The 24,855-nt window shown below is 68.1% G+C and carries 22 protein-coding genes and 1 pseudogene; 16 read left to right on the forward strand and 7 right to left on the reverse strand.

Translation table 11 applies throughout. The features are described 5' to 3' along the window. Positions 1-96 precede the first annotated feature (96 nt). The 3 genes from J7357_RS12885 to J7357_RS12895 form a co-directional block, all read right to left on the reverse strand. Complete coding sequence (locus tag J7357_RS12885) at positions 97-1,338, reverse strand: argininosuccinate synthase (RefSeq protein WP_010343562.1); 1,242 nt, start codon at positions 1,336-1,338, stop codon at positions 97-99. Between the two features lie 73 nt (positions 1,339-1,411). Continuing rightward, a complete protein-coding gene (locus tag J7357_RS12890) occupies positions 1,412-2,437 on the reverse strand; it encodes an N-acetylornithine carbamoyltransferase (protein ID WP_209246932.1) in 1,026 nt (341 codons plus the stop codon). A gap of 297 nt (positions 2,438-2,734) precedes the next feature. Further along, entirely contained in the window at positions 2,735-3,265 is a 531-nt protein-coding gene (locus tag J7357_RS12895) for a hypothetical protein (protein WP_209246934.1), read from the reverse strand. Between the two features lie 142 nt (positions 3,266-3,407). Between J7357_RS12895 and cysS the strand changes: the two genes are divergently transcribed. The 3 genes from cysS to J7357_RS12910 all read left to right on the forward strand — a co-directional run bounded on the left by cysS (position 3,408) and on the right by J7357_RS12910 (position 6,700). Beyond that, positions 3,408-4,823 (forward strand): cysteine--tRNA ligase, encoded by a 1,416-nt coding sequence (gene cysS, locus J7357_RS12900; protein ID WP_209246936.1) that lies wholly within the window; start codon positions 3,408-3,410, stop codon positions 4,821-4,823. 189 nt (positions 4,824-5,012) lie between these two features. Next, positions 5,013-5,453, forward strand: a complete 441-nt coding sequence (locus J7357_RS12905; RefSeq protein WP_209246938.1) for a SufE family protein — start codon at positions 5,013-5,015, stop codon at positions 5,451-5,453. Beyond that, positions 5,450-6,700: an MFS transporter gene (locus tag J7357_RS12910; protein ID WP_209246940.1), complete on the forward strand. Its 1,251-nt coding sequence runs from the start codon at positions 5,450-5,452 to the stop codon at positions 6,698-6,700. Before J7357_RS12905 ends, J7357_RS12910 begins: the two co-directional genes overlap by 4 nt. 134 nt (positions 6,701-6,834) lie before the next feature. Here the strand turns inward: J7357_RS12910 and J7357_RS12915 are convergent, their stop codons facing one another. Further along, complete coding sequence (locus tag J7357_RS12915) at positions 6,835-7,887, reverse strand: alpha/beta hydrolase (protein ID WP_244667499.1); 1,053 nt, start codon at positions 7,885-7,887, stop codon at positions 6,835-6,837. Positions 7,888-8,450: 563 nt separating this feature from the next. Between J7357_RS12915 and J7357_RS12920 the strand changes: the two genes are divergently transcribed. The 9 genes from J7357_RS12920 to J7357_RS12960 all read left to right on the forward strand — a co-directional run bounded on the left by J7357_RS12920 (position 8,451) and on the right by J7357_RS12960 (position 18,412). Beyond that, complete coding sequence (locus tag J7357_RS12920) at positions 8,451-9,608, forward strand: HlyD family efflux transporter periplasmic adaptor subunit (RefSeq protein WP_209246944.1); 1,158 nt, start codon at positions 8,451-8,453, stop codon at positions 9,606-9,608. Beyond that, entirely contained in the window at positions 9,605-11,797 is a 2,193-nt protein-coding gene (locus J7357_RS12925) for a peptidase domain-containing ABC transporter (protein ID WP_209246946.1), read from the forward strand. The genes J7357_RS12920 and J7357_RS12925 overlap by 4 nt, the downstream gene beginning before the upstream one ends. A gap of 74 nt (positions 11,798-11,871) precedes the next feature. Then, the gene (locus tag J7357_RS12930; RefSeq protein ID WP_209246948.1) at positions 11,872-12,447 is read left to right on the forward strand and encodes a hypothetical protein; all 576 of its coding nucleotides are present in this window, start codon (positions 11,872-11,874) and stop codon (positions 12,445-12,447) included. Between the two features lie 52 nt (positions 12,448-12,499). Then, positions 12,500-13,378 carry a hypothetical protein gene (locus tag J7357_RS12935; RefSeq protein WP_244667474.1) on the forward strand — a complete coding sequence of 293 codons (879 nt, stop codon included), beginning with the start codon at positions 12,500-12,502 and terminating at the stop codon, positions 13,376-13,378. Next, a complete protein-coding gene (locus J7357_RS12940) occupies positions 13,305-15,086 on the forward strand; it encodes a PQQ-binding-like beta-propeller repeat protein (RefSeq protein ID WP_244667475.1) in 1,782 nt (593 codons plus the stop codon). Before J7357_RS12935 ends, J7357_RS12940 begins: the two co-directional genes overlap by 74 nt. A gap of 111 nt (positions 15,087-15,197) precedes the next feature. Next, on the forward strand, positions 15,198-16,055 hold the full coding sequence (locus J7357_RS21360) for a hypothetical protein (RefSeq protein WP_244667476.1): 858 nt from the start codon (positions 15,198-15,200) through the stop codon (positions 16,053-16,055). A 70-nt stretch (positions 16,056-16,125) separates the two neighbouring features. Then, positions 16,126-16,509 (forward strand): hypothetical protein, encoded by a 384-nt coding sequence (locus J7357_RS12950; RefSeq protein ID WP_209246950.1) that lies wholly within the window; start codon positions 16,126-16,128, stop codon positions 16,507-16,509. A 331-nt stretch (positions 16,510-16,840) separates the two neighbouring features. After that, entirely contained in the window at positions 16,841-17,671 is an 831-nt protein-coding gene (locus J7357_RS12955; RefSeq protein ID WP_209246952.1) for a hypothetical protein, read from the forward strand. Between the two features lie 66 nt (positions 17,672-17,737). Then, positions 17,738-18,412: a secreted signal peptide protein gene (locus J7357_RS12960; protein WP_209246954.1), complete on the forward strand. Its 675-nt coding sequence runs from the start codon at positions 17,738-17,740 to the stop codon at positions 18,410-18,412. A 236-nt stretch (positions 18,413-18,648) separates the two neighbouring features. Here J7357_RS12960 and dksA read toward each other — a convergent pair whose 3' ends face one another. After that, the gene (gene dksA / locus J7357_RS12965; protein WP_209246955.1) at positions 18,649-19,779 is read right to left on the reverse strand and encodes an RNA polymerase-binding protein DksA; all 1,131 of its coding nucleotides are present in this window, start codon (positions 19,777-19,779) and stop codon (positions 18,649-18,651) included. 114 nt (positions 19,780-19,893) lie between these two features. Here dksA and yidD point away from each other — a divergent pair, with 114 nt between their 5' ends. Genes yidD through J7357_RS12980 form a run of 3 tightly spaced genes read left to right on the forward strand, consistent with a single transcriptional unit; the run spans position 19,894 to position 22,363 of the window. Then, a complete protein-coding gene (gene yidD / locus J7357_RS12970; RefSeq protein WP_010343540.1) occupies positions 19,894-20,166 on the forward strand; it encodes a membrane protein insertion efficiency factor YidD in 273 nt (90 codons plus the stop codon). Beyond that, positions 20,166-21,500, forward strand: coding sequence for a dihydroorotase (locus tag J7357_RS12975; RefSeq protein WP_209246957.1), 1,335 nt, complete (start codon positions 20,166-20,168; stop codon positions 21,498-21,500). Before yidD ends, J7357_RS12975 begins: the two co-directional genes overlap by 1 nt. Beyond that, positions 21,500-22,363 carry a M23 family metallopeptidase gene (locus J7357_RS12980; RefSeq protein WP_209246959.1) on the forward strand — a complete coding sequence of 288 codons (864 nt, stop codon included), beginning with the start codon at positions 21,500-21,502 and terminating at the stop codon, positions 22,361-22,363. Before J7357_RS12975 ends, J7357_RS12980 begins: the two co-directional genes overlap by 1 nt. A 181-nt stretch (positions 22,364-22,544) precedes the next feature. Here J7357_RS12980 and J7357_RS12985 read toward each other — a convergent pair whose 3' ends face one another. After that, on the reverse strand, positions 22,545-23,021 hold the full coding sequence (locus J7357_RS12985) for a hypothetical protein (protein ID WP_244667477.1): 477 nt from the start codon (positions 23,019-23,021) through the stop codon (positions 22,545-22,547). Between the two features lie 350 nt (positions 23,022-23,371). On the opposite strand from J7357_RS12985, the gene J7357_RS12990 reads away from it, so the two are divergent. Then, positions 23,372-24,553, forward strand: a complete 1,182-nt coding sequence (locus J7357_RS12990) for a putative acyl-CoA thioester hydrolase (protein ID WP_244667478.1) — start codon at positions 23,372-23,374, stop codon at positions 24,551-24,553. 25 nt (positions 24,554-24,578) lie between these two features. On the opposite strand, the pseudogene J7357_RS12995 reads toward J7357_RS12990, so the two are convergent. Then, a pseudogene (locus tag J7357_RS12995) lies at positions 24,579-24,855 on the reverse strand (phytoene/squalene synthase family protein); the annotation flags it as partial.

The raw sequence follows: 24,855 nt of genomic DNA on the forward strand, positions 1-24,855 counted from the left end.
CGGGCGAAGCCTCGTGCAGATGGAGCACCGCGCGCGCTTCGCGCTCGTACCCTCACCCCAACCCCTCTCCCGGAGGGAGAGGGGCTTTTCAAAACGTCAGCGATTGACCTGCGCGTACAGCGTCGAGCTCATGCCGAACAGCTTGATGAAGCCCTCGGCCTCGGCCACGCCCCAGTCCGCCGACTGCGCGTAGGTCGCGCCCTTGGCGTTGAGCAGGTGCGGCGACTTCACCGCCACCGCGTCGACGCGGCCGCCGCGGGTCTCCAGCGTCACTTCGCCATTGACCATCGCCTGCGACGACTTCAGGAAGGCTTCCAGGTCGGTCTTCAGCGGATCGTGGTAGAAGCCTTCGTAGACCAGCTCCACCCACTTGCGCGCCACGTCCGGCTTGAAGCGGTTCTGCTGCTTGGTCAGCACCGCGTCCTCCAGCGCGCGGTGCGCGGCCAGCAGCGACACCAGGCCCGGCGCCTCGAACACGATGCGGCCCTTCAGGCCGATCACGGTGTCGCCGGTATACACGCCACGGCCCACGCCGTAGGGCGCGAACAGCTTGTTGAGCTTCGCCAGAATCTGTTCGCCCGGCAGCGCCTTGCCGTCGAGTTCGACCGCCTCGCCCTGCACGAACTTCAGCTTCACCGTCAGCGGCTCGGTCGGCCACGCGCTGCGCGGCGCGCACCAGCCGCGGGCGCCCTCGCCCGGCGCTTCCCAGCGGTCGATCTCGCCGCCGGACATGGTCAAACCGAGCAGGTTCTCGTTGATCGTGTAGGCCTGCTGCTTGGCGCGCACGCCGAAGCCGCGCTCCTCCAGGTACTTCTGCTCGTAAGCGCGGGTCTGGGTGTGTTCCTTCTGGATCTCGCGGATCGGCGCGACGATCTCGTAGTCGCCCAGCGCCTTGACCGCCAGGTCGAAGCGCACCTGATCGTTGCCCATGCCGGTGCAGCCGTGCGCGATGGTCTTGGTGCCCAGCTCCTCGGCGCGCTTGAGCGCGGCATCGACGATCAGGTAGCGATCGGACACCAGCAGCGGGTACTGGCCCTGGTAGCCCTCGCCGGCCCACACGAACGGCTTGACGAAGCCGGCCCAGATCGCCGGGCCGCCGTCGACGGTGACGTGGCTGGCCGCGCCCAGTTCCGCCGCGCGCTTCTCGATGAAATCGCGCTCCTCGGCATCCACGCCGCCGGTGTCGGCGAACACGGTGTGCACCGCATAGCCCTTGGCCTGCAGGTAGGGAATGCAGAAGCTGGTGTCGAGGCCGCCGGAGAAGGCGAGGACGATGTCCTTGAGGCCGGGATTCGGGATTGGGGAGTCGGGATTCGTAGAAGCGGATTGCTGCGACATGGGGGAGTCTCTCTGCGGTTGACTAAAGTAAGAACGGATAGGGAAGCCGATGTTGCGAATCCCCAATCCCGAATCACGAATCCCGGCGGCCCTGGCCCGCCAGCGCCGCCATGATCGCCTTCTGCACATGCAGGCGGTTCTCGGCCTCGTCGATGGCGATGCAGTTGGGCGAATCCATCACCGCGTCGGTGGCCTTGACGTTGCGGCGCAGCGGCAGGCAGTGCGAGAACACGCCGTTGTTGGTCAGCGCCATCTTGCGTTCGTCGACGATGAAGTGCTGGTACTGGTCGCGGATCGGCTTCTCCGGGCCCCAGTTGCCGAAGAACGGCAGCGCGCCCCAGCTCTTGGCGTAGACCACGTCGGCGCCGGCGTAGGCGCTGTCGATGTCGTGGCTGATGGTCAGCGAGCCGCCGCTCTCCTGCACGTTCTGCGCGGCCCAGCCCATGTAGCGCTCGTCGAGCACGTAGTCCGGGGTCGGGCACAGCAGGGTCACATCCATGCCCAGGCGGGTGGCGATGGTCAGCGCGGAATTGGCCACCGCGGTATTCAGCGGCTTGGGATGATAAGTCCAGGTCAGCACGTACTTCTTACCGCGCAGGTCGCGGGTGCCGAAGTGCTCCTGCAGCGCCAGCGCATGCGCCAGTTCCTGGCAGGGATGGGTGATGGTCTCCATGTTGATCACCGGCACCGGCGAGTACTTGGCGAAGCTCTTCAGCACCAGGTCCTCGCGGTCCCTGGCCCAGTCGACGAACTTCGGGAACGCACGCACGCCGATCAGGTCGACGTAGCGGCCCAGCACCCGCGCCACCTCGGCGATGTGCTCTTCGGTGTCGCCGTCCATCACCGTGCCCAGGTCGAACTCGATCGGCCACGCGTCCTTGCCCGGCTGCAGCACCACCGCGTGGCCGCCCAACTGGAACGCGCCCAGCTCGAAGCTGGTGCGGGTGCGCATGGACGGATTGAAGAACACCAGCGCGATCGACTTGCCCTTCAGCTCGCTGCCGAGGCGGTTGCGCTTGAACAGCGCCGCCTGGGTCAGCAGCGCGTCGAGTTCGGCGCGGCTCCAGTCCTGGGTGTTCAAGAAGTGCTTCAGAGACATCGATCGATCCTTTGCAGCGGTGGGGACGCGGGACGCGCGGGAGATGCTATGGGGTTGTTCTTTACGGGTGAAACTTTTCCGGCCGATGAAAACGAAAAAACCCAGCCTCGGGCTGGGTTTTCAGAACGAACGGCACGACGCTCCGGTTACCCAGCGAGAATGTGGGATTCCGGTCGACGCGCGCGCGACGTCATGCCCGAGGCCATGCGTGCGGCGCTGAGATCGTGCTGGGGCAGGTTCGCTTTCATCGGCGCGCATCCTCGCACGCGCACGCCACAGGCGCAAGCGCACGCGGGCTCAGCGCGGCGGCACCACCACCGCGTCAGGCACGTACGGGGCCACCGAGACGCGGATGCGCAGCCGGTTGCCCGGATCTTCCGGCAGCCGCGAGCGGTACTTGGTGCCCTTGTAGACATAGTCCACGTCGTAGGCGATGGGCCGGCGGAACTCGCGGCCGACCTCGACCATCCGGCAGTTGCGTCCGCCGTTCGGCGCCGAGGCCGGCGCAGCGGCCGGGGCCGGCTCCTCGTGGCGGCGGCTGAAGATGTCCTTCACCGAATCCATCAACCGGTTCAAGCGGCTGTCGTCCTCGGCCGGCTTGGGCGCCGGCGCCGCCGGGGCCGGCGCGGGGGCCGGATCGCATTGCTGCTCGGTGCGGGTCGCACGCAGGGTCTGGTAGACCGGCTCCACATTCAGGACTTGGGCGTAGTCCAGCTTGACGTTCTCGATCACCACCACCCGGTTGCGCGCCTCGGAGTCCTGCGCCCAGGCCGGCGCCGCGGCGCAGGCAAGGAGGCCGACCAGCGGCAACAACGGGTTCAGGCGCATCGGCGGCAGCTTCGCAAGGGCAGACCCACGAGTGTAGGCATGGCGGCTTGCGTCGGGCTGAACGCGAGCCGAAAGGCGCTCCCCGCGCCCGCCCCGGGACGGCTGCCGGTAGAATCGGGCGGTTTCCCCACCGCCGATGCCGATGAGCCTGCGCCTGCACAACAACCTGACCCGCCGGGTCGACGCCTTCGAACCGCTCGATCCGGTGGCCGGCCCGACGCTCTACGTCTGCGGCCCCACCGTCTACAACTACGCGCACATCGGCAACGCCCGTGGCCCGGTGGTGTTCGACGTGCTGGCGGCGCTGCTGCGGCGCCGCTACGGCAAGCTGCGCTACGCCCGCAACATCACCGACGTGGACGACAAGATCAACGCCGCCGCGCAGGCGCAGGGCGTGCCGATCTCGGCCATCACCGACCGCTTCGCCGCGATCTACCGCCAGGACATGGCCGCGCTGGGCGTGACCCCGCCGGACATCGAGCCGGCGGCCACCGCGCACATCCCGCACATCGTGGCGATGATCGAGCGGCTGATCGCCAGCGGCCACGCCTACGCCGCCGAAGGCCACGTGCTGTTCGCGGTGGCCAGCTTCGCCGATTACGGCAAGCTGTCGCGACGCGACCCGGAGGAAATGCTGGCCGGCGCCCGCGTCGAGGTGGCCCCGTACAAGCGCGACCCGGGCGACTTCGTGCTGTGGAAGCCCTCCAGCGACGACCTGCCGGGCTGGGACTCGCCGTGGGGCCGCGGCCGCCCCGGTTGGCACATCGAGTGCTCGGCGATGGCGGCCGCGCATCTGGGCGAGACCATCGACATCCACGCCGGCGGCGTCGACCTGCAGTTCCCGCACCACGAGAACGAAATCGCGCAGAGCGAATGCGCCCACGGCGGCGCCCCCTTCGCCCGCGTCTGGCTGCACAACGGCATGCTGACCTTCAGCGGCGCCAAGATGAGCAAGTCGCTGGGCAACATCGAGACCGTGCACGACCTGATCGAACGGCATCGGCCGGAGGCCCTGCGCTGCGCGCTGCTGAGCGCGCACTACCGGCAGCCGCTGGACTGGTCCGACGCCCTGATCCAGGCCCAGGTCGCCCGGCTCGACGGCCTCTATGGCACGCTGCGCGACCTGCAGGCCATCGACGCCGAGGCGGTCATTCCGGCCGAGATCGAAGACGCACTGGACGACGACCTCAACACGCCGCTGGCGCTGTCGGTGCTGTCGAGCCTGGCGACGCAGGCGCGGCAGGCACTGCGTGAGGCGGCGCCGACTGGCAGCCCCGACCCGGCCGATGCCGCGCAGCGTGCGGACGCGCTGCGCCAGGCCAAGGCCCGCCTGCTCGGTGCCGGCCTGGCCCTGGGCCTGCTGCAGCAGGATCCGCAGGTCTGGTTCCAGGGCGCCGGCAGCGACGACGACGCCCGCATCCAGGCGCTGATCGACGCCCGCAGCGAGGCCAAGAAGGCCCGCGACTTCGCCCGCGCCGACGCCATCCGCCAGGAACTGGCCGACGCCGGCATTGTCCTGGAGGACACGCCGCAGGGCGTACGTTGGAAGCGTGGGTGAACACCAGACGCGCAGTCAGAAGAAGCGCGGCTGTTCCCTTCTCCCTTCGGGAGAAGGTGCCCCGAAGGGGCGGATGAGGGTACGGCACGAAGCGACTCGCAGAGACAGTTCACGAGGCTGCGCCCGGACCCTCACCCCAACCCCTCTCCCGGAGGGAGAGGGGCTTACATCGCTTGATCTTGGATTGCTATGACCGATACCGACTTTCCGCTCGAACCCACGCCCGCCGACGCCCAGGCCGCCATCGCCGAGGAATTCGGCTTCTTCGGCGACTGGTCCGAGCGCTACCAGTACCTGATCGACCTCGGCCGCAAGCTGCCCGCCTTCCCCGAGCACTGGAAGACCGAAGAGCATCGCCTGCACGGCTGCCAGTCGATGGTGTGGATCGTGCCCGAGGGCAATGCCGAACGCCTGGTGTTCCATGCGATCAGCGATTCGGCGATCGTCTCCGGGCTGATCTATCTGGCCCTGCGGGTCTATTCCGGGCGCAGCGCCGCGGACATCCTCGCCACCGCGCCGGACTTCGTCGGCGCCATCGGCCTGGGCAAGCATCTGTCGCCGACCCGCAGCAACGGCCTGGCCGCGCTGCTGGCCTTCATCCAGGACACCGCACGCGCCCAGCAGGCATGAGCGCGCCGCTGCCCACCCCGCCGCAGACCTTGCGCACGCTGCTGGCGCACCCCGGCTTCACCCTGGTGCTGGCCTACCGCATCCTGGCGATGCTGTCCTACCAGGTCGTCGCGGTCACGGTCGGCTGGCACATCTACGAGATCACCCGCGATCCGTTCTCGCTGGGCCTGATCGGGCTGGCCGAGATCCTGCCGTTCTTCTGCATCGCCCCGTTCGCCGGCTACCTGGTCGACCACCTGCCGCGGCGCTACCTGGGCATGCTCGCCAGCGTCGGCCTGGTCGCCACCGCCGCGGTGCTGCTGGCGGTGAGCCGCGGCTGGCTGTCGGCGCAGGGCGTGTGGCCGATCTACGCGGCGATCGCGCTGACCGGTGCCGCGCGCGCGTTCCTGTCGCCGGTGTACAACGCACTGTTCGCCCGCGTCCTGCCGCGCGAGGCCTATGCGCGCGGCGCCAGCGTCGGCAGCGTGGCGTTCCAGGCCGGCATGGTGATCGGCCCGGCACTGGGCGGCCTGCTGGTCGGCTGGGGCGGCAAAAGCCTGGCCTACGGCACCGCCATCGGCGCCTCGAGCGCGGCGCTGCTGGCGCTGTGGCTGCTGCGCGTGTCCGAGCCGGTCCACGAAGGCCCGCGCGCACCGATCTTCCGCAGCATCGCCGAAGGTGCGCAGTTCGTGTTCTCCAACCAGATCATGCTCGGCGCGATGGCCCTGGACATGTTCTCGGTGCTGCTGGGCGGCGCAGTGTCGATGCTGCCGGCCTTCATCCACGACATCCTGCACTACGGCCCCGAGGGGCTGGGCATCCTGCGCGGGGCGCCGGCGCTGGGTTCGATCCTGGTCGGCGTGTGGCTGGCGCGGCACCCGCTGCAGCGCAATGCCGGACGCGTGCTGCTGCTGGCAGTGGCCGGCTTCGGCCTGTGCACCATCGCCTTCGGGCTGTCGCGACACTTCTGGCTGTCGGCGGCGATCCTGCTGGCCTACGGCATGTGCGACGGCGTCTCGGTGATCGTGCGCCAGACCATCCTGCAGTTGGCCACGCCGGACGCGATGCGCGGCCGCGTGTCCTCGATCAACGGCATCTTCATCGGCTCGTCGAACGAACTGGGCGCGTTCTACGACGGCGTCATGGCACGACTGATTCACCTGGTACCGGCGGTGGTGCTGGGCGGTTGCGTGACCCTGGGCGTGGTCGGCATCACCGCGTGGAAGGCGCCCAAGCTGCGCAATCTGGATCTGCGCGATCTGCAATAGGCCCGGCTGACGGCGCGCGTGCGCGTCGTCGCCTCTCGGGCGCGAAACAAATCGGCCCCTGATGGATCACGCGCCCTGGCGCCGATGCATGATCCGCACCGCGCTGCTTCCTCGATTCGCCACAACGACCACACTCAGTGTGCGGCCGCCACCGCGCGCGCCTGCGCCTCGTCGTCGGCCCAGGCATGCGCGCAATCCGGCACGCCGGCCGGCTGCACCATGCCGCCCTGCCCCGCCAGGAACCGGCAGGTGGCGGCGAACACCGCCGGCACGGCGTGCGAGCGGATCGGCGAGGCCAGCACGTGATTGTCCGCCCCAGGAAAGTCCACTGCCTGGCGCAAGGCCGGTGGCGTTCCCAACTGCTTGAACATCGCCTGCAGCGCCGCCACCGACACCGTGCGGTCCTGGTGCTGCGGGTCGCGATAGTAGTAGCCCAGGAACACCGGCACATGGATGCGCGCATAGGTCGCCGACCGCATGCCGCCGCGGGTCAGCGCTGCCAGCGCGCGGTAGCCGTCCAGGTGCGTGGCGTCGGCCCAGTAGGCGCTGTCGACCGGATAGCGCAGGATCGGATCGCCGCCGTTGTGCGTCCACGCCAACAGTTGCGCGCCCCACGGCCACAGCATCGGCTGCAACTGGTCGCCGTACTCGCGCACCAGCGGCGACCACAGCACCAGCGCCTGCACCTGGCGCGGATTCGCCGCCACCGCCTGCACCGCCAGCGCGCCGCCCATCGAATTGCCGATCACCACCACCCGCTCGCCGAGCACCCGCGCCACCGCCAGCGCCTCGGCCGCACCGGCGAGCAGGCGTCCGGCATCGACGCCGCGCAGCGCGTCGGCCGCAACGAGACCGTGCCCGGGCAGACGCGGCAGATACAGATTGCAGCCGAAGCTGCGCGCCAGCCGCTCATGCGTGGGCGCGCCCTCGCCCTGGCTGGCGGTGAAGCCATGCAGATAGACCATGGCGCACGCGCGGCGCCCCGGATGCGCCGGATCGGCCCAGACGATCCGCGCCTGGTTGTCCGGGCGCAGCCCCGGCGTGGCGCGCTCGCGCGCATCGATCCAGGCCTGCAACGCCAGCGGATCCTGCGGCACCGCCGGCGCCGCCACCTGCGGCAGGGCCACGCTGACCCGTGGACCCAGCGCAATGACCGCGAGCAATAACAAGGCGATCAGGATCGGCAAGCGCCAGCGACGGCGGCGCGTGCGCACGGATGACTCGGCCAGGTCGGCATTGCGGTTCAAGGACGGCACTCCATTATCGACACAACCCCGGATACATGATTGAAATAATTTGCATGCAATGACATTGATTGGCAGCAGCGACACGGCGATATACCACTTGCCGCATTATGCGACACCGTCATGACAGGCACATTTAAAACCTTTCCAACGCTACAGAAAGCACTGCAATCCCCTCAGCAAACAACTGAATTTCAAGATCAAACCGAATAATCACCAACGCCACGATAGCGCAATTTGTAGACAAGATAAAAAGCCATCAAACACGGAAAGGATGACGAAAGAAGCCGCCGAAATTATCTCCCACGAATTAAGTTTCAACCCGCTTTTCGAAATGGACGCGCATCGAACGCGCGGCTCCTATATGAAACACGGATGGAATCAGCCGAATGGAACATTCGCTTTTTCGTGACGAGGCAGTGGACGCCCGGAGCCAGGCATGGCTGGGGACGGTACGACTGGCAACGCCGCTTTCGACCCGGGCCTGGACCTTCGTCGCCCTCGGCATGGCCGCCGCCATTGTGCTGTGGCTGTTCTTTGGCCATTACACCCAGCGCGTCCATGTCACCGGACTCCTGGTCCCGCGCGCGGGCTTGATCAGCCTGACCGCCAATACGCTCGGCGTGATCGATCACGTCGGCGTCGCCGAAGGCGATCGGGTCGCGAGCGGACAGATCCTGGTCTCGCTGTCGGGCGAACACACCAGCAAGGCACTCGGCAACACGGCAGCCAGCGTCAGCGCGCAGTTGCAACGCCAGGCCGGCAGCCTGCGCCAGGACATCGGCGATACCCAGCAGTTGCAGGACAAGCAGGCAGAGGACAACCGCACGCAGCAATCCGCGCTGAAGGAGCAACTGGTTCAAATCGATGCGCAGATCGCCATCGAGAAGAAGCAGATGCAGTTGGTGCAGGAGCTGGTGGACAAGTGGTCGGGCCTGGTCGCCGGTGGCTACATCCCGGCGTTGCAAGTCGAACAGGAGCAATCGGCGTTGCTCGCCGACGAGTCGCAGCTGCGTTCGTTGCAGCAGCAACGCGCCAGTACGCAGCAGCAACTGAGCGTCCTCAGCGATCAACTGACCCAACTGCCACTGGCCGTGTCCGCCAAGCTCAACGACCTGCGCCGGCAACTCGCGCAGGTCGAACAGACCCTTGCGCAGAACGAAGCGGCACGCGCCAGCGAACTGCGCGCGCCGGCCAGCGGCACCGTCTCCACCTTGCTGGTCAAACCCGGCGCTTCGGTCGCACTTGGCCAACCGCTGCTCGCCATCGTCCCGGACGGCTCGACCCTGCAGGCGCAGATCCTGGTTCCCAGCCAGGCGGTCGGCTTCGTCCATCCGGGCATCCAGGTCACCCTGCATTACCAGGCATTCCCTTACCAGAAATTCGGCCTGCACCACGGCGTGGTGCGCAGCGTCTCGCGCAGCGCATTGACGCCGGGCGAAGTCACCTTGCTGCTCGGCGGCGGCAATCCGCCCTCCTCCGATCCCCTGTACCTGGCCCGCGTGGACCTGGCGGATCAGAACGTCGAAGCATACGGACGCAAGGAACCCCTGCGCCCGGGCATGGCGCTGGATGCGGACATGTTGCTGGACCGGCGCCGGATCGTCGAATGGATCTTCGAGCCGCTGTACGGCATGGGCCATCGCTGGAGCAGTGGCGCATGAACGCGGCCCCCACGCATCACAGCACGACGGCACAGACCGCGAGCGCGCAGGACGCGCGCGCCGGGAAACTGCGCTTCTGGCGTACGCGCGTCCTGCCGAACGTGCTGCAGGCCGAAGCCGCAGAGTGCGGCCTGGCCTGCATCGCGATGATCGCCGGCTATCACGGGCACCATACCGATCTGCCCGCACTGCGGCGCCGCTTCAGTCTGTCGCTGAAGGGCATGACCGCGCGACGCCTGATCGAGATCGCGCATGCGCTTGGGCTGCAATGCCGGCCGCTTCGGCTGGACCTGGAAGAGCTCGGTCAGTTACAGACGCCCTGCGTGCTGCACTGGGACATGGATCACTTCGTGGTGCTGCGCAGCGTCGGCAAGCACGGGATCGTCGTGCACGACCCCGCGGTGGGCGTGCGCAACTTGAGCATGAGCGACGTCGGCAGGCACTTCACCGGCGTGGCGATCGAGTTTTCCAGAGGGCCGACCTTCCAGCGCCAGCGCGAGACGCCGCCGGTGTCGCTGCGCGCGCTCGCCGGCTCGGTGCAGGGCCTGGGCCGCGGACTGGCGCAGATCTTCGGGCTGGCCCTGGTCCTGGAAGTCTTCGCGCTCCTGGCGCCCTTGTTCATGCAACTTGTGGTGGATCAGGTCATCGCCGACGGCGACCACGACCTGCTCACGTTCCTCGGTCTGAGCTTCGCCTTGCTGATCGTGCTCGAAACCCTGGTATCGGCATTACGCAGCTGGACCGTGATGTGGCTCAGCACGCACTTCAACCTCGGCTGGACCGGTAACGTGTTCCAGCATCTGATGCGCCTGCCGCAGTCCTACTTCGGCACGCGCCATCTCGGCGACATCGTGTCCCGCTTCGGTGCGATCGACACGATCCAGCAGACGCTCACCACCCGCTTCGTCGAGATCCTGCTCGATGGGCTGCTCGCCAGCGTCACCCTGGTCGTGCTGTTCGTCTACAGCCCCTTGCTGTCGGCCATCGTCCTCGGCGCGGTCGCCGTGTATGCGGCACTTCGGCTGCTGTACTTCCGCGTCTACCGCGAGGCCAACCTCAGCCAGATCACTGTCACCGCCAAGCAGCACAGCCGATTCCTGGAGGCGGTACGCGGCGTGCAGACGATCCGCCTGAACAACCAGGAGGCCGAGCAGACCGCGCGCTACCTCAACGCTGCGACCGACACGCTGAACACTTCCATCGCCGTGCAACGCCTGGACATGCTGTTCACCGCATTGCAGAACCTGGCGGCAGGCGCGCAGCGCCTGGGCGTGCTCTGGCTGGGTGCTTGGCTGGGATTGAAAGGCCAGTTCACCGTCGGCATGTTGACCGCCTTCGTGGCCTACGGAGACCAGTTCAGCAGCCGTGTCGCCAGCCTGGTCGACTATGCGATCGAACTGCGCATGCTGCGTCTGCAGGCCGAGAGACTGGCCGACATCGTACTGACGCCACCCGAGGCGCACGCCACCAGCGAGCACGCGGGTCCGTTGCCACAGCCCAGCATCACCTTCAACAAGGTCAGCTTCCGCTATGCCGAAGGCGAACCCTGGATCCTGCGCGAGTGCAGCTTTGCGGTGCAAGCGGGCGAATCGGTCGCCATCGTCGGCCCATCGGGGTGCGGCAAGAGCACCCTGGTGAGAGTGCTGCTCGGCCTGCTCGATCCGCAGCAGGGCGCGATCGAGATCGGCGGACTCGATCTGCGCCGCCTCGGCAAGTCTCGCTACCGCGCGATCACCGGCAGCGTGATGCAGGACGACCACCTGTTCACCGGGTCGATCGCCGAGAACATCAGCATGTTCGACGTCCTCGCCACGCCGCAGGACATCGAGGACGCGGCCAGCCTGGCCGGCATACACGAGGACATCATGGCCATGCCGATGGGCTACCACAGCCTGGTCGGCGACATGGGATCCTCGCTCTCCGGCGGCCAGCAGCAACGCCTGTTCCTGGCGCGCGCACTGTACCGGCGCCCGCAGATCCTGGTGCTCGACGAGGCGACCAGCCATCTCGATCTTGCGCTGGAGCGCCAGCTCAACCAGGCGATCAAGGCCCTGAACATCACGCGCATCGTCATTGCGCACCGCCCCGAAACGATCGCGCATGCCGATCGCGTCATCGAATTGCACGAAGGAGCAGTCCGCACGCGCCAGCCTGCGGCGCATGCGCCAGCCGTCCCCGTCACCTCCTAGCTCGCCGCCGGCGCGACAGCCAGCTCGTCGCGCCGCCTGGTCCCATCCCGTATCGCCAACGTGAGGTCGCCATCGTGTCAGCGTCGGAAGCGTCGTCCCTGCAAGTCGTCAACAATTTCGTCGAAGTCGAGCATCTGCCGGAACTGCTGCGCGGTCGCGGCGGCTGGTCCTACGGCCTCTATCCAGGATTGCTCGGCGACGCAGCGCCGTCCTGGCATATCCATCTGTGCGGCAGCCGCAAAGCGCACGAGCGTGCGATCCACGACGACGTCCTCGCCGCAACCCCGGGCATGGAACCGCTGCATGAACTCTGGACGCAGATCAAGGACAACCTGGCGCAGGACTACGGCCTGGTCCGCGCCTACGTCACCGGTCACACCCATGGACAGGACGGCGTGGCGCACCACTACGCCAAGCCGTCGGATCAGGAGCGTGTCGCCTTGCTCTACGCCAGCACCGAATGGAAGGACGACTGGGCCGGCGAAACCGTGTTCTACGACACCGCGCGCGAGTGCATCTCGATCCGCCCGCGTCCTGGCCGGCTGGTGTTGTTCGACGGCGCCGTCACCCGTGCCTCGCGTGCCCCGGCACGGGAGTGCCCGACGTTGTGCTCGACCATCACCTTCCACATGCGGCGCGTCCGTCGCTGAGACCGACGAACTGGGGAACTCCACCATGTCATCCGCCTGCCGACGCTGCCTGTTGGCCACGACTGTCCTGCTGCTCTTCTGCGGCATGGCGCCCTGCATCGCCTCGGCGCGCGGCTTCGGCGGCACGCATGCCGACCTCGGCGAGCCACTGCAGATTCCCATCGCCGATCCGGACGGACACCCCTGGACCTTGCAGGGACGGCTGTGCCGCCCTGCCGGTGTCAGCCGCCCGCGCGTGGTGGTGATCGCGCACGGCTCACCGGCGAAGGCCTCCGACCGACCCGGCATGACCCTGGAAACCTGCGATGGCGAATCGGCACGCTGGTTCCTGCGACGCCACTATGCCGTGGCATTGGTCCTGCGCCTCGGCTACGGCGCCACCGGCGGCCCCTGGAGCGAGGGCTATGACGGCTGCGACCGTGCCGACTATGTCAAGGCCGGATTGGAAACCGCACGCCAACTCAAGCGCATCGTGGACGCCCTGACCGCACTGCCCGACTACAGTCCGACCGGCGCCATCGTGGTCGGACAGTCGGCCGGCGGCTGGGGCACGCTGGCATACGACAGCCTGCCGCATCCCAACGTCAGCGCGTTCGTCAACATGGCCGGCGGCCGCGGCGGCCACTTCCAAGATCGGCCCAACAGCAATTGCCACGCCGACAGGTTGATCGCGGCAGCCGCCACCTTCGGCCGACAGGCCACCACCCCGATGCTGTGGATCTATACGGCCAACGACAGCTTCTTCGGACCTGACCTTGCAGCGTCGTTGCATCGCGCCTTCACCGAGGCAGGCGGCCACGCGGTTCTGGTGACGCCGACCGCCTTCGGCGACGACGGTCACCACCTGTTCTTCGGCCATGGCGGTTCCGCGATCTGGGGACCGGCCGTGGACCGCTATCTCGGGTCGATGGACGCTCCGACGTCTCCTTGACCCACCGTCACCCACATCCTCCCATTCCCAGCAGGGCGGCACGATGACCATGCAATCGCTTCGGGACCTGATCCAGACCGTCGGCCTGCACACCAGCGCCGAGAACATTCCCCTCATCACCAAGAAGGGCGGCTCCTACCTCTGGCTGTTCGATCTGCGCCGGGTGTTCATGCGACGCGCTGCGCTCGAGCAGATCGCCGAAGCGTTCTGGGAGCGCAATGCCGCGCGCCCGCCTTTCCAGCTCGGTGGCCTGGAAACGGCGGCGATCCCGCTACTCACCGCGCTGCTGTTGACCGCCCCGAAAGAACGCGGCCCGGTCAACGGCTTCATCATTCGCAAGGATCGCAAGACCACCGGCATGGGCAACGCCATCGAGGGCGATGTGCTCGACCTGCCCATCGTGCTGGTCGACGACTCGCTCAATTCCGGCAACAGCGCCGAGAAGGCACGTGCGGTGATTGCGGCGGCCGGACACGCGCTCGACGAGGTGTTCGTGGTGGTCGATTTCCTGTCCAAGGCCGGCATGCAGTGGCGCAAGACGCATGCGATCTCGGTGCAAACGCTGTTCACGCTCAAGGACTTCGACCTGCCGCCGGAACAAAGCGCGCCGCCGCCCACCCAGGCGTATCGCGAACTCTGGCGGACGGCGACGCCGGGAGGCTTCGCCTTCCACGTGGTCCCCAAGTCCGCACCGCTGCTGGTCGGCGACATGATCTATCGCGGCTGCGACGCCGCCAAGATGCAGGCGTTCTCCGCCGAGACCGGCGGGTTGGTCTGGGAATACCCGGTGACCGGTGCGGCGTACACCAAGAAGGGCATCTGGTCCTGCCCCGCCTACCACGACGGACGCCTGTACTTCGGCGCGTACAACGGCACCGTCTATTGCCTGAATGCGGCCAGCGGCGAGGAGATCTGGACACATCCGGACGGCGACTGGGTCGGCGCTTCGCCGCTGCTGGTACCGCGCCACAAGCTGCTGTACGTCGGCATCGAATATGTCCGCCCATGGGCGCAGGGCAGCCTCGCCGCCTATGCGATGGACACCGGCGAGAAGATCTGGGAGCACCAGGTGCAAAAGCTGCAGCACGGATCGCCTGGTTACTGGGAAGGCGGCGACCTGGTGATCTGGGGCAGCGCGGACCATGAGACGCTCGCGCTCGACGCCAGGACAGGACGCATCGCCTGGCGCTTCAAGACGCGGCGCTCGGTGAAGTACGCGCCCGCAGTGGACGAGCGTCGCGGGCTGACCGCCTTTGCCTCGTTCGACAAGTCCATCTACGTGCTGGATGTCGCCACCGGCGAAAAGCGTGGCGAGTGGCAGACGGACGAAATCTGCTACACCACGCCGCTGTTTGCCGGCAACAAGCTGTTCTGTGGCTCGGGCGACCGCCATCTGTACGTGATCGACATCGACACGATGCAACTGATCAAGAAGATCAACCTGCGCTCGCGCGTGTACGCCTCGCCCAAGCGGATCGGCAACCGGGTGATCGTCGGCAGCAACGGCGGCCGCGTCGTCGAGATCGACATCGACACGCTCGAAACCGTGGGCGTGCTGCAGTTGCCCGACGCGGTGACCAACGGTGTCGCGATCTCGCCTGACGAACGGCGCATTTACGTCTCCACCTACATGAACCATCTCTATGCCTTCGAGCGCCTGAGCGACGTGCACGCGCAGTCCGCGCGCCCCGCCCTCGTCGCATCCTGACGTGCGGCGCGCGTGAACGGGATCGGTCCACGCCTGCGGCGCCTTCGCCGCATGTGTGGATCAGCCGAAGCGAGGACGGCCTCTTCCCCGCATACCTGTTCGAGGATCACCATGAGAACGCTCGATATCATCGAAATCGATCTGGTCGCAGGCGGAACGCGCACATCGATCGGCGCACACCCGCTATCCAGTTCGATCCACCATGCCAAGGCGCACAACAAGACGCATCATGCCAAGGCCAAGCTCCATCACCACCACGCCGCGATGCACAAGTCCGCGGCCGCGCAGATGGCGCGAATGGAAGAGGTCGAACCGATCGGTGAAGGCGGTGAGGGGGGCGAAGGTGGTGAGGGAGGAGAAGGTGGTGAAGGCGGCGAAGGAGGAGAAGGCGGCGAAGGGGGTGAGGGTGGTGAGGGTGGTGAGGGTGGTGAGGGAGGAGAAGGCGGCGAAGGCGGCGAAGGAGGAGAAGGTGACGGCAGCGGCGGTTACGACGACGGCGACGATGCCGACGGCAACGGCCCGGCCGATACCTCGATAGGCAGCAGCCATACCACGTCCGATGGCAGGACGGTCTCGATCACCTACCAGAACACCCAGGACGGTGCGAGCAGCAACAACCCGGTCACGTCCAAGATGGCCTCGACCCTGGGCTCGGTGCTCGACGGCGATCAGAGCGTCGACAGCATCGACATCTCGGCCACGACCAACGGCAGCCACAACCCCAATTCCGCCCATTACACGGGCAACGCCGTCGACATCAACATCATCAATGACGTCCATGTCGGGACGAGCGGCGAAGGCTTCCAGAACGCCCAGGCGCTGGAGAATGCGGCGATGGCCAATCCCAACGTCAGCTACGTGGAAGGACCCGCCGGCAATTTCATCCGGTCCAGTCCCACCGCGGACTGGACCCAGGCAAGCCGCGAAAGCGGCGATACCACCCACGTCCACATCAGCGTCTTCAAGTAACACGCACCCCACCCTCTCCCGGGCCGGCGCACGCCAGCCCGGGAGACACTCGCCTATCGGAGCTCTCCGCATGACGTCTTTCTGGTTACCGCGCATCTGCACGGCCTTGGCGCTCACTGTCGCCGCGCAAGGATCGTCGCAGGCGAAGCAAGCCCCTTCCCAAGCCGGCGCAGAACAGGCGATCGCCTATGTGCTGAAGAACGACATCGCCCTGTCGAGGTTGTTCGGCGACTGTCCTGCGCTGAAATATACCCGCACCGGCGCCGAAGCCGGCAAGGCCTTCCTGATCGAAGGCAACTGCGACATCAAGAACAACCCGGAGGAAGACGCGGACTGCCCCGCCTATCACGTCCATGCGACCGGGACGATGGACACGCCGTCGCATTGGACGGTCCGTCGCCTGGACCTGACCTTGGTGTGCTCCAGCGAGGGGGCGACGACGCAGCGGATGTAGCCACCGGATCGGCGCTTGCGCCATTGCTGCGGGACGCAGTGCGGGGAACCGCACGGTGCCTGCTCACGCGGTTCGACCCCGTGTGCGCAGTCCACGCGCAGCGCAGCGTGCGACATGGCGATGCTGTCCGTGTCGCTTGGCGCAGCAGCATGCCCCAAGTTCCTTGCGTTCGAACACGTCGCCACGCGCGGCACCGGGGCCGTACGCCCTGCCCGCGCCCTGGGACGCGCCGCGCGCAGCCCGAACCGATCCGATCGTCGGCCACGCCGCGCGCACCGGATCAGCCGAAGCGGGGACGGCGCTTTTCCCGCACCTCTGTTCAAGGATCAACATGAGAACGCTCGATATCATCGAAATCGATATGGTTGCAGGCGGCACGCGCACATCCATCGGCGCGCATCCGTTGTCCAGTTCGATTCACCATGCCAAGGCGCACAAGAAAACCCACCACGCCAAAGCCAAGACCCATCACCATCACCACATGGCGATGCACAAGACTGCGACGGCCCAGATGGCCATCAGCGACGAAATCGCACCGGTCGAATCGGAGGGCGGTGGCGAAGGCGGCGAAGGCGGTGAAGGCGGTGAAGGTGGTGAGGGAGGCGAAGGCGGTGAAGGCGGTGAGGGCGGTGAGGGCGACGGTGGTGACGGTGATGGTGACGGCGGCGACGGCGACGGTGGCGACGGTGATGGCAACGGTGGCGACGGTGCCGGCAGCAACGACAAGCCCGCGACGTCCGCGTCGGCCAGCGGCACCACGGTGACCTATACCGCGGCCGATGGCACCACGCAGGAAGTCACCGGCACCCACCCCAACCGCGACAACAACCCGCTCGACATCCGCTCCGGCACGTTCGCGGACAATCACGGCACGCTCGGCGACGACCGCGGCTTTGCGATCTTCTCCAGCCCGCAAGCCGGTCTGGACGCCGCGGCGGCCAACATGGACCGCCTCAACAACAACGCCGGTGGCACCGCCACGCTGAGTGACCTCATCACCAGCTGGTCGCCGCCGAGCGAAAATCCGACCTCGGAGATGATCACCACGATCACCACCAATTCGGGCCTGAATCCGTCCGATCAGTGGTCATCGTTGAGCAGCGACCAGCGCAACGCGTTCATCACCGCCTACGGGCACCGCGAAGGCTGGCACGGCAACTAACTCACCTTGTGGCGAGGACGGGAGAGGTCCCGTCCTCGCCACGCACTACCGTCACGGAGATTTCTCATGGCATCCCGGTTCTTCCCGCTGTTCGGCCTTCTCGCTCTCTGCATGGCCTACTCGCAGGCGCATGCCGCCGGCAGCGATGCGGCGGCCTGCACGCATGCGCTGCATCAGGCCTTTGCAGGCACCAGCAGCGCCGCCACCCTGCCCCCGCCGTGTGCGCGTCTCGGACCAGTCGCGCTCGGCATGCGCAGACAACAGGTGCTGGCCGCACTGGGCCAGCCGGACATCACCCGCAGCGATGCGGCACATCCGGACACGCTCAGTGTGGTGTATCTGTACCCACGCGGGTTCAATGCGCAACTGGCGCAGCAACCGCAGCCGGCGACCGCTCTCCGCTACAGCCAGTTGGCGGTGCGCTTTCGCAACGACCGGGTCACCAACCTGATCGCCTTCGCCAATGCAGATGCCCCGTTGCCGTTCGATCTGCTCGGCCAGCCGGCCGGCACGCACATCGACCGGGTCTTGCAGGCCATCGGCGGGCAGCCGCAATGGAACGCCAGCCGCGACTACGTGCAGTTCGCCGCGATGCCGCTGGGCCTGGAGGTCGATCCGGAGACATCGGCGATCGTCGGGCTGGATCTCGCAGCCACTAAGCAGGATCTCGACAGTTTCGCCCTCCCCGGCCTGCAAATGAGCAAGGATGCGCAAAACGGGTTGGTCAACGGCGTGCGCTGAAGGGCGCCGCCGCTCACGCCGCGGTGTAGCCACCACGCGACGCACCATTCGCGCAGCGGCAGGTGGCTCATCGCGCAGGATCGGCCCACGGCCGAGCATCACGTCGATGCTGCGGGGCCGGTTTGCGGAGGCGGCATCGCCGACAGGCGAACTGCCTGGACCGGCGATGAGGTGACCAAAACGCAAAGCCCCGCGCGAGCGGGGCCTTGCCTTGACGCATTGAAGGAGGCGATCGCTCAGTCGCCCTGCTGCTTCTGCAGGTGCTCCCAGCGCTCCTGCGCGTCGATGGTGCGCTCGGCGGTCAGGCGCGCCTCCAGGCGCTCCAGGCCGATCTCTTCGCCGGTATCGACGCAGTAGCCGTAGTCGCCGGCGTCCAGGCGCTTGAGCGTGCTGTCGATCTTGCCGATCAGCTTGCGGTAGCGGTCGCGGGTCCGCAGTTCCAGCGAGTTCTCGGTCTCCCGGGTCGCACGCTCTGCTTCGTCGCCGATGTCGCGGACTTCGTCGCGCAGGTTCTCGATGGTCTGCTTGGATTCCTCGACCAGGTCGGCGCGCCAGGTGAGCAGGCGCTGGCGGAAGTACTCCTGCTGCAGCGCGCTCATGTACTCCTCGTCCGCCGCCGGCTTGTAGCCCTTGGGCAGGATCGGGCGACCGGTGGCCTCGTCGGTCTTGTACTCGACCACCTTGTACTTGGCCGGCTTGGCCGGCGTATTCGACTTGGCAGTCACGGCCACGGCGACCTTGCCGGTGGGCTTGGCGACCGGCGCCTTCGGGGTGGATTCGGACTTGGTGGGGGTTTTCGCGGAGGATTTCGAAACGGACACGGGATTCTTTTGTGGCGGGGTCGACGGCGCGGCGGACTTGGCGGCAACAGGCTTGGGAGCCGGTGCTGCGGCGGCCGCGGCGGGCTTGACCGGGACAGGCTTGGCCGCAGCCGGCTTGGGCGCCGACTTCGGTACGGAGGTGGTCACCGCGGGTGCAACGGCGGCGGTGGCCGGTTTGGATTTGGCGGGAGCAGCCGCGGCCTTGGCCACAGGCTTGGCCGCTGGCGCCTTCGCTGCCGGCTTGGCGGCAGGCGCGGGCTTGGCCGACGCCTTGGCCGCTGCAACCGGCTTGGCAGGCGTGCTCTTGGCCGGGGCTTTCTTGGCGGGAGCGGACTTGGCCGGCGCCGCCGCGACCGGCTTGGCCGCCGGTTTCTTGGCCACGGCCTTGCTGGCCGACTTGGCCGGGGCGACCTTGGCCGCCGGCTTCGCAGGCGCGGCTTTCTTCGGCGGTTTGCTGGCGGCGGACACCGTCGCTTTCTTGGCGACGGGCTTGGCAGGCTTCTTGGCGGCCTGGACGGCCTTCTTTGCAGGTTTTTTAGCAGCCACGAACGCTCTTCCTTGGTCTTCCCGGGGCCCGGGAAAGCGGGCCTTTATAGCCTACCCTACCCCCCGCGGCAACAACGCGGCGTATACGCCGAGCGACCCGCCTAGTCGAGCACAGTGGCATATCATGGTGGCGTGATCGCCCGCGCTCTCATCGCCCTGCTGCGCCTGTACCAGCGCTTCATCAGCCCGCTGCTCGGGCCACGCTGCCGTTTCGTGCCCAGTTGCTCGGCGTACGCGGTGACCGCCATCGCCCGTTTCGGCGCAGTGCGCGGCGGCTGGATGGCCGCCCGTCGCGTCGGCCGCTGCCACCCCTTCCATCCTGGCGGGTTCGACCCGGTGCCCGACCCCACGGCGCCGCCACCCTGCCGCTGCCAAGGAAAACACTGATGTCCGCTTCCACATTGATCGTCAACGCGCGCCTGGTCAACGAAGGCCGCGAAACCCAGGGCGACCTGCGCATCGCCGACGGCCGCATCGCCGCGATCGCCCCGCAACTGGCCGCGCGCGAGGGCGAGACCGTGGTCGACGCCGCCGGGCGCTGGCTGCTGCCCGGGATGATCGACGACCAGGTGCACTTCCGCGAACCCGGCCTGACCCACAAGGGCGACATCGCCACCGAATCGGCCGCGGCGGTGGCCGGCGGCCTGACCAGCTTCATGGACATGCCCAACACCAACCCGCCGACGCTCGACGCCGCCGCGCTGCAGGCCAAGTACGACGCCGCGCACGGCCGCGCCTGGGGCAACTACGGCTTCTACCTGGGCGCCAGCAACGACAACCTGGCCGCAATCCAGACCCTGGACCCGAAGACCGCGCCCGGCATCAAGGTGTTCATGGGCGCCTCCACCGGCAACATGCTGGTCGATAACCCGCAGACCCTGGATGCGATCTTCCGCGACGCGCCGACGCCGATCATCACCCACTGCGAAGACACCCCGACCATCGACGCGACCCTGGCCGCGTTCAGGCAGAAGTACGGCGATGCGCTGACCCCGGACATGCACCCGGACATCCGCTCGCGCGAGGCCTGCCTGAAGTCCTCGCAGCTGGCGGTGTCGCTGGCGAAGAAGCACGGCACCCGCCTGCACGTGCTGCACATCTCCACCGCCGACGAACTGGCGCTGTTCACCCCCGGCCCGATCCAGGGCAAGCGCATCACCGCCGAGACCTGCATCCACTTCCTGCGCTTCGACCGCGCCGACTACGCCACGCTCGGCAACCTGATCAAGTGCAACCCGGCGATCAAGGACGCCAGCGACCGCGAGGCGCTGATCCGCGCGATCGCCGAGGACGTGATCGACGTGCTCGCCACCGACCACGCCCCGCACACCTGGGAAGAGAAGAGCAAGCCGTACGCGCAGGCGCCGTCCGGCCTGCCGCTGGTGCAGTACGCGCTGGTCGCGGCGCTGGAACTGGTCCACGAGGGCCGGCTCAGCGTGGCCCAGGTGGTGCACAAGTTCGCGCACGCGCCGGCGCTGCTGTTCGACGTGCACGAGCGCGGCTTCCTGCGCGAGGGCTACCACGCCGACCTGGTGCTGATCGACGACACCGCGTTCACCGTGCGCCGCGAGGACGTGCTGTCCAAGTGCGGCTGGTCGCCGTTCGAAGGCCGCAGCTTCCGCTCCAGGATCGCCGCGACCTGGGTCAACGGCGTGCTGGCCTGGGACGGCACCCGCCTGGTCGGCAGCCCCAACGGCCAGCGCCTGGCGTTCGACCGCTGATGCGCGGCGCCCTGGTGTCCGGCGCCGCACTGGCGCTGGTCCTGCTGGCCGCACCGCTCGCCCCGGCACTGCACGCACAGACGCCGGCCACGGCCGCTGCCCAGGCGCGCAGCGTGTTCCCGCACAGCGCCTCGCAGGGCGCGCTGGTGATCGGCAAGGTGGCGCCGGGCAGCCGCGTGCAGTACGCCGGCCGCACCCTGCGGGTCAGCGATTACGGCAGCGTGGTGTTCGGCATCGGCCGCGACGAGCGCGGCCCGCTGCGCATCGCCGTGCAGCGCCCGGATGGCAGCAGCGAGACCGTCGAGATCGCGGTGACGCCGCGCGACTGGCCTTTGGAACAGGTCAACGGCGTGCCGCCGAAGACGGTGAACCCGCCGCCGGCGATCGCCGAGCGGATCAAGCGCGAACAGGCCCAGGTCACCGCCGCGCGCGACCGCGACGACCCGCGCACCGATTTCGCCGCACCCTTCATCTGGCCGGTGCAGGGCCGCATCAGCGGCCGCTTCGGCAACGCCCGCGTCTACAACGGCCAGCCCGGCGCCGGGCATTCGGGCATGGACATCGCCGTACCCACCGGCACCCCGGTAAAGGCCCCGGCCGCCGGCGTGATCACCTTCGCCGCCCCCGACCTGTACCTGACCGGCGGCACCGTGCTGCTGGATCACGGCTACGGCGTCAGTTCCAACTTCCTGCATCTGTCGCGAATCGACGTGAAGGTCGGCGACCGCATCGCCCAGGGCCAGGTCATCGGCGCGGTCGGCGCCACCGGGCGCGCGACCGGACCGCATCTGCATTGGGGAATGAATTGGTTCGATGTGCGCATCGATCCACTGCTGGTGCTGGAGCGCACGAAGCAGCAGTAAAGCGCTGGTGGGTCAGGTGCGTTGGCGTGCGTGGCCTGGAGGCCGCAGCCTCACCCCGCCCCCTCTCCCAATGGGAGAGGGGCAAGCGCTCTCCCTTCTCCCCTCGGGAGAAGGTGCCCCGAAGGGGCGGATGAGGGTACGGGCGCAGCCTCGCGCACTGCGCTGGCGCGCAGCCTTTCAGCTACGCCAACGTGGGCACCTCGAGCAGGCGCCCCAGCACCACGTGCGAGGGGCTATTGGCCAGGTCCAGCGGCATGACCAGCTTGGGATTGGGATGCGGCAACGGCGTGCCCGGTGCTTCTTCGCCGGCTTCGCGCAGCAGGCTGCCGTTGTCTTCCACCTGATCGGTGACCGGCGCCAGCGGCGGCAGGCCCAGGCCGGCGCGGACCGCGTTGGCGCGACTCAGCAGGTCGTCGTCGGCGACCGTGGTCAGCGCCGAGGCGGCCAGGCTGGCCGGTGCGCCCTCCACCACCGCCACGCGCTGCGCGATATCGCCCAGCGCCTGCTGCCGCTGCGGATGCAGCAGTTGCCACACTTCCTGCCACAGCGCCTTCCAGTCCAGGTGCTGGAACGGGCGGTGAAGTACCCATAGCAGGCGCGCCCACAGCGCGATCGCCAGGATCGCCAGCACCGCGGTCGAGCCGAGTCCGTGCGGCAAGGCGATCACCAGGGCGCGGGTCGAGTAGCGCAGATCGGCGTCGGCGCCGTGGTTTGCGCAGGTGCATGCCGCAGTGCCGCGAAGGCGTAGCCGCCAAGGTCCTGAAACGTCGCATCCCTGGCCCTTTCGCCCTTGGAACGGGCCGCCGCCACGCGCTCGGCAGCGGCGGAGGATCCGCGATCGTGATGGAAACGACACAACCGCCCTCTGGCTGCGAGGTCGACCGGCATCGGCACGCGAACGCCCCCTACTATCGCCTGTCCGCGAACGGCACCGGATAGCACGAGCGAATGACACCGGTATCATACCTAGCGCCGCCGCGGATCCCTATCCTTGAGCGGAGGCTTCCCATGACCGTATCGCGCTGGTTGCTGCTTTCCTCCACCCTCGCCCTGACGGGCGGGTTCGTCGCCGACGCCCCGGCCCTGACCGGCACCGCGTCACGCCCGCAACTGACCAGCAGCGAGGCGGCCAGCCAGACCGTCGCCCGCCACCTGGCCCAGGCCGGCCCGATCGGCGCACTGGTCACCGACAACTGGGATCCGAGCGCCGGGGTCGCGCTGCTGCAGGCCGATTACGCGGTGGCGGCCGATGGCAGCACCCGCTACCGCACCGTGCAGGCGGCGGTGGACGCCGCGGTCGCCGCCGGCGGCAGCATGCGCCGCTACATCAGCGTGGCGCCGGGCACCTACACCGAAGTGGTCTGCGTCCCCGCCGCGGCGCCGCCGCTGACCCTGTTCGGCCTGGGCGGCAGCCCGGCCAGCACCACGATCCGCTTCGGCAACGCCAACCCGACGCCCAAGCCCACCGGCAGCGCCACCCACCCCTGCGCCAGCAACGCCGCCAGCAGCACCGTCGGCACCTCCGACAGCGGCACCGTGACCGTGCGCGCCGCGCAGTTCCAGGCGCGCAACCTGGCGATCGTCAACAGCTACGTCGAGGGTACCTACAGCGGCAGCAACCAGTCGGCGGTGGCGCTGGCGTTGCGCGGCGACAAGGCGGTGCTGGAGAACGTGGTGCTGACCGGCAACCAGGACACCCTGCTGGTCAGCGCCGGCAGCGCCAACACGGTGATCCGCGCCTATTTCAAGGGCGGCACCATCGAGGGCGACACCGACTTCATCTTCGGCTCGGGCGTGGCGGTGTTCGCCGGCAGCACCATTCGCTACACCGCCGCGCGCCGCGGCGCCAACGACGGCGGGGTGATCTTCGCACCCAGCACGCGGCCGGGCAGCAACTACGGCTTCCTGGCCATCGGCAGCACTTTCGATGCGGTCGGCAGTCCGGGCAGCGGCACGGTGTGGCTGGGGCGGGCCTGGGACGAGAGCGTGGGCAGCCTGTCCAACTACGTCGACGGCACCTCGCCCAACGGCAAGGTGGTGATCCGCGATTCGACGCTGGGCGGGCACATCCGCAAGAGCGCGCCGTGGAACGCCTCGACCATCGGCCGGCCGTACTGCAGCAGCAACTGCAGCAATTCGGCCAACCGCTTCTACGAATACGCCAACAGCGGCGCCGGCAGCGCGCCCTGAGGCATGCCGGCGCGGTGGGGCGGGCTCAGCCCAGCCCGGCCCACCAGGCGCGCCACAGCGTCGCCATCTGTCCCGGTGGCTTCGGTGTGGCGGCGGCCTGCTGCACGGTCCGCGCACGCGCCAGCGCCGACAGGATGCGCCGCGGACGCGGGCCACGCACGCGGCGCGGCCACGCCTTCAGCAGCGCCTGCGCCCAGCGCTGGCGCTGCTGTGGCTCCTCGCCGCCGCGCAGTGCCAACGGCGCGGTCGCGGCGCCGCCCTCGGCCAGGCGCTGCGCCAGCACCTGCAGCGCGACCGGCACG

This window comes from Xanthomonas sp. D-109, assembly GCF_017746095.1.
Taxonomy (GTDB): Bacteria; Pseudomonadota; Gammaproteobacteria; order Xanthomonadales; family Xanthomonadaceae; genus Xanthomonas_A; species Xanthomonas_A sacchari.

Coding starts and splice junctions, on each gene's coding strand:
- J7357_RS12885 (WP_010343562.1), bottom strand. CDS start 1,338: ATGTCGCAGCAATCCGCTTCTACGAATCCCGACTCCCCAATCCCGAAT.
- cysS (WP_209246936.1), top strand. CDS start 3,408: ATGAGCCTGCGCCTGCACAACAACCTGACCCGCCGGGTCGACGCCTTC.
- J7357_RS12905 (WP_209246938.1), top strand. CDS start 5,013: ATGACCGATACCGACTTTCCGCTCGAACCCACGCCCGCCGACGCCCAG.
- J7357_RS12940 (WP_244667475.1), top strand. CDS start 13,305: ATGGCGGTTCCGCGATCTGGGGACCGGCCGTGGACCGCTATCTCGGGT.
- J7357_RS12925 (WP_209246946.1), top strand. CDS start 9,605: ATGAACGCGGCCCCCACGCATCACAGCACGACGGCACAGACCGCGAGC.
- J7357_RS12955 (WP_209246952.1), top strand. CDS start 16,841: ATGAGAACGCTCGATATCATCGAAATCGATATGGTTGCAGGCGGCACG.
- J7357_RS12890 (WP_209246932.1), bottom strand. CDS start 2,437: ATGTCTCTGAAGCACTTCTTGAACACCCAGGACTGGAGCCGCGCCGAA.
- J7357_RS12950 (WP_209246950.1), top strand. CDS start 16,126: ATGACGTCTTTCTGGTTACCGCGCATCTGCACGGCCTTGGCGCTCACT.
- J7357_RS12920 (WP_209246944.1), top strand. CDS start 8,451: ATGGCCGCCGCCATTGTGCTGTGGCTGTTCTTTGGCCATTACACCCAG.
- J7357_RS12975 (WP_209246957.1), top strand. CDS start 20,166: ATGTCCGCTTCCACATTGATCGTCAACGCGCGCCTGGTCAACGAAGGC.
- J7357_RS12960 (WP_209246954.1), top strand. CDS start 17,738: ATGGCATCCCGGTTCTTCCCGCTGTTCGGCCTTCTCGCTCTCTGCATG.
- J7357_RS12895 (WP_209246934.1), bottom strand. CDS start 3,265: ATGCGCCTGAACCCGTTGTTGCCGCTGGTCGGCCTCCTTGCCTGCGCC.
- J7357_RS12980 (WP_209246959.1), top strand. CDS start 21,500: ATGCGCGGCGCCCTGGTGTCCGGCGCCGCACTGGCGCTGGTCCTGCTG.
- J7357_RS21360 (WP_244667476.1), top strand. CDS start 15,198: ATGAGAACGCTCGATATCATCGAAATCGATCTGGTCGCAGGCGGAACG.
- J7357_RS12990 (WP_244667478.1), top strand. CDS start 23,372: ATGACCGTATCGCGCTGGTTGCTGCTTTCCTCCACCCTCGCCCTGACG.
- J7357_RS12910 (WP_209246940.1), top strand. CDS start 5,450: ATGAGCGCGCCGCTGCCCACCCCGCCGCAGACCTTGCGCACGCTGCTG.